The sequence below is a fragment of the Bradyrhizobium sp. genome (assembly GCF_049798375.1).
GTDB lineage: Bacteria > Pseudomonadota > Alphaproteobacteria > Rhizobiales > Xanthobacteraceae > Bradyrhizobium.
On record NZ_JBARGP010000179.1, the window covers coordinates 1 to 3,556 of the forward strand.

3 protein-coding genes are annotated in these 3,556 nt (G+C 62.2%); all 3 read left to right on the forward strand.

Annotation, left to right across the window (positions count from 1 at the left end; genetic code table 11):
- The first annotated feature begins 264 nt into the window (after positions 1-264).
- The 3 genes from WA702_RS07500 to WA702_RS07510 all read left to right on the forward strand — a co-directional run bounded on the left by WA702_RS07500 (position 265) and on the right by WA702_RS07510 (position 3,529).
- Positions 265-1,755, forward strand: a complete 1,491-nt coding sequence (locus WA702_RS07500) for a PfkB family carbohydrate kinase (RefSeq protein WP_425109899.1) — start codon at positions 265-267, stop codon at positions 1,753-1,755.
- A gap of 11 nt (positions 1,756-1,766) precedes the next feature.
- Positions 1,767-2,489, forward strand: a complete 723-nt coding sequence (locus WA702_RS07505) for a nucleotidyltransferase family protein (RefSeq protein ID WP_425109897.1) — start codon at positions 1,767-1,769, stop codon at positions 2,487-2,489.
- Positions 2,490-2,590: 101 nt separating this feature from the next.
- Positions 2,591-3,529 carry an NAD-dependent epimerase/dehydratase family protein gene (locus WA702_RS07510; protein WP_425109898.1) on the forward strand — a complete coding sequence of 313 codons (939 nt, stop codon included), beginning with the start codon at positions 2,591-2,593 and terminating at the stop codon, positions 3,527-3,529.
- Positions 3,530-3,556: the final 27 nt, after the last annotated feature.

A 3,556-nucleotide genomic window follows, 5' to 3' on the forward strand; every position in this document is an offset into this window, starting at 1 on the left:
ATCCAGCAGCTCATTGGTTGCAGATGGGCAACTGGAACCACCGACGCAATCCGAGCGAGCGAAACTGCTTGACTTTCGAGACGAGCGCGGCTCCACGAGGGGGATGAATAGTGGGCCGCCGACGTGCTTCTATCGAACTCCCGTTTGGGTTATCGGTCCCGTTCTCCCATCGGTGATTCGACGGGACGAATGGCGCGCCTGTCGGCTATGATGCGTCGGGGAAAGAGTGAGCCGGAGGCTGATTTCTTGGACCACTTGAGTGATATGTCGGAGGCGGACCGGGTTTGCCGCGAGATCCGTGCTGCATGCGAGCCGGAGCAGACCGTCGCGTTCGTGTCGGGCAATTTCAATGTCGTGCACCCCGGACATCTCCGGCTGCTGAAGTTCGCCGCTGAACAGGCCGATATTCTGGTGGTCGGCGTCAATCCAGACACCACTCCCGGCGTGACGCTCGCCCAGGATATGCGGCTGGAGAACGTACGCTCGATCGCCTTTGTGCACCATGCCGTGCGCTTGGAAGATTCCGCGACCGCATTCATCTCCCGTCTGCAGCCCACCATCGTGGTCAAAGGTAAGGAATTCGAGGATCGCATCAATCCCGAGCAGGAGGCCGTCGACGCCTATGGCGGCCGGCTGTTGTTCTCGTCCGGCGAATTGCGCTTCGCCTCGCTGTCGCTGCTGGAGCGCGACGCCAATGTGGATATCTCCACGGTCCGCAAGCCGCAGGAATTTCCGAAGCGGCACGGCTTCGACATATCGCAGCTCAAGGGCCTGCTCGGCAAGCTCGCCGGCATGCGGGTGGCCGTGATCGGCGACCTCATCGTCGACGAATATGTCACCTGCGATGCCGTCGGCATGTCGCAGGAAGATCCGACCATCGTGGTGACGCCGCTGATGACGCGCACCTTCGTCGGCGGCGCCGGCGCGGTGGCCGCTCACGCGCACGGCCTCGGCGCCGATGTCAGCTTCTTCACTTTGGTCGGCGATGACGAAGCCTCGCGCTTTGCACGCTCCACACTCGAACAGCATGGCGTGAATTTCCGCCCGTTCAGCGACCAGACCCGGCCGACCACGCGCAAGCAGCGCTTCCGTGCGCTCAACAAAACGCTGCTCCGCGTCAATCATTTGCGGCAGCATCCTGCCGATGCGGACATCCAGAAGCAGATGCTGGCCTCCGTCGAGAACGCGCTGAAGACGTGCGACCTGCTGCTGTTCTCCTGCTTCAATTATGGCTGCCTGCCGCAGGATCTGGTCGATGCGATCACTGAACGCGCCAAGGCCAAGGGCGTGATGATGGCGGCCGACAGCCAGGTCTCTTCGCAGACCGGCGATGTCTCCCGCTTCAAGGGCATGACGATGCTGACGCCGACCGAGCGCGAGGCGCGCGTCGCGCTCAACGATTTCATCTCTGGCCTTGCCGTCGTCAGCGAACGGCTGGTGGAGCGAGCCCGCGCCAAGCATCTCGTGATCACGCTCGGTGCCGAAGGCGCCCTGATCAACACGATGACGGGCGTAGGCACGTTCAGCTCCGACCGCCTGCCCGCCTTCAATCCGTCGCCGAAGGATGTCTCGGGCGCCGGCGACAGCCTCTTCATGGCAACCTCGATGGCCTTGCGGGCCGGCGCGGACATCTGGCAGGCCTCCTATCTCGGCTCGCTGGCGGCAGCCTTGCAGGTGTCCCGGGTCGGCAATCTGCCGCTGACGACGGCGGAACTGGTCCGCGAAATCGACGAGGCCGGCTTCAGCCAAGAGTAAGGGATGTTCTGATGCGCGCCCTCCTGCTCGCGGCCGGCATCGGCAGCCGGCTGCGCCCGCTGACCAATACCACGCCGAAATGCCTGGTTACTGTGCATGATCGGCCACTGCTGGACTACTGGCTCGATCTCGTGTTCGACGGCGGCGTCGAGCGCGCGCTGCTCAACACCCATTGGCTCGCCGAACAGGTGCGCGCGCATGTGGAAAAATCGCCTTGGCGATCGCGCATCGATCTCGTTCACGAGGATGATCTGCTGGGAACAGGCGGCACGGTGCTGGCGAACCGCGCGTGGTTCGGCGGCCAGCCGTTCCTGGTGGCTCATGCCGACAATCTCACTGATTTCGATGTCGCCGGCCTGATCGCGGCTCACAACCGCCGACCTGACGGCTGCATCATGACCATGCTGGCGTTCAGGACCGACGATCCCCGTTCCTGCGGTATTCTGGAGCTGGACTCCGAGCACCGGGTGCTTGCCTTCCACGAGAAGGTTGCGAACCCGCCCGGGAACCTCGCCAATGGCGCCGTCTACATCTTCGAGCCCGAGGTGATCGACGACATCGCCCGGCTCGGAAAGCGCGTGGTCGATCTCTCCACGGAGATCATCCCGAACTATTTGGGACGGATTTTATGCGTGGAAACCAGCGGTTATCACCGGGATATCGGTAACCCGGAAAGCTTGCGCCGGGCGCATTCTGAGTTTAAGCACAAGCCGCGCCGCGACGGGGGCGCTTGAAAGGCGACTGTCGTCGCTGAGACTCATATTGTTTTCCTGCCTTTCGGCAGATGCGCCCGACGAAACATCGAACGGGTGACAGGCGAGTGGGGACATCGCAGATGAAGATTTTCGTGACCGGAGCGTGCGGATACAAGGGCAGCGTTCTCGTTCCCAAGCTGCTCAAGGCCGGCCATGAGGTTGTCGCCTTCGACATCCAGTGGTTCGGCAATTTCCTGGAGCCGCATCCGGACCTCACGGTGGTCCAGGGCGATGTCCGCAATCCCGATGAGATCGACCTCACCGGCGTCGATGCGATCATCCATCTGTCCAGCGTCGCCAATGATCCCTGCGGCGATCTCGATCCGAAGCTGACCTGGGAAATCTCCTGCCTCGCCACCATGCAGCTCGCCGACCGCGCCTATCGCCATGGCATCAAGCGTTTCATCTACGCGTCGTCCGGCAGCGTGTACGGCGTGAAGGACGAGGAGCAGGTCACCGAGGACCTCGAGCTGCTGCCGATCTCCGAATACAACAAGACCAAGATGTGCGGCGAGCGCATCGTGCTGTCCTACAAGGATGACATGGTGGTGCAGATCGTGCGTCCGGCCACCGTCTGCGGCTACTCGCCGAGACAGCGCCTCGATGTCTCCGTCAACATGCTGACGATGCAGGCGCTGATGAACGGCCGCATCACCGTATTCGGCGGCGACCAGACCCGCCCCAACATTCACATCGACGACATCACCGACCTCTATCTGTTCCTGCTCGATCATCCCGAGCACACCGGCATCTTCAATGCCGGCTTCGAGAATATCTCGATCCTCGACATCGCCAACCTGGTCGCCAAGCACGTCAAGGCGGAGATCGTGGTGACGCCGTCGAACGATCCGCGCAGCTACCGCGTCAATTCGGACCGGCTGCTCGCGACCGGCTTCCGGCCGAAGAAGACGGTGGAAGACGCGATCAAGGAAATCATCGGGATGTACTCGCAAGGCGCCCTCAAGAACGAGGACCGCTGGTACAATCTGAAGTGGATGGAAAAGGAAGTCGTGAAATGAACGTCCTTGCTTTCCAGACCCCCGGCT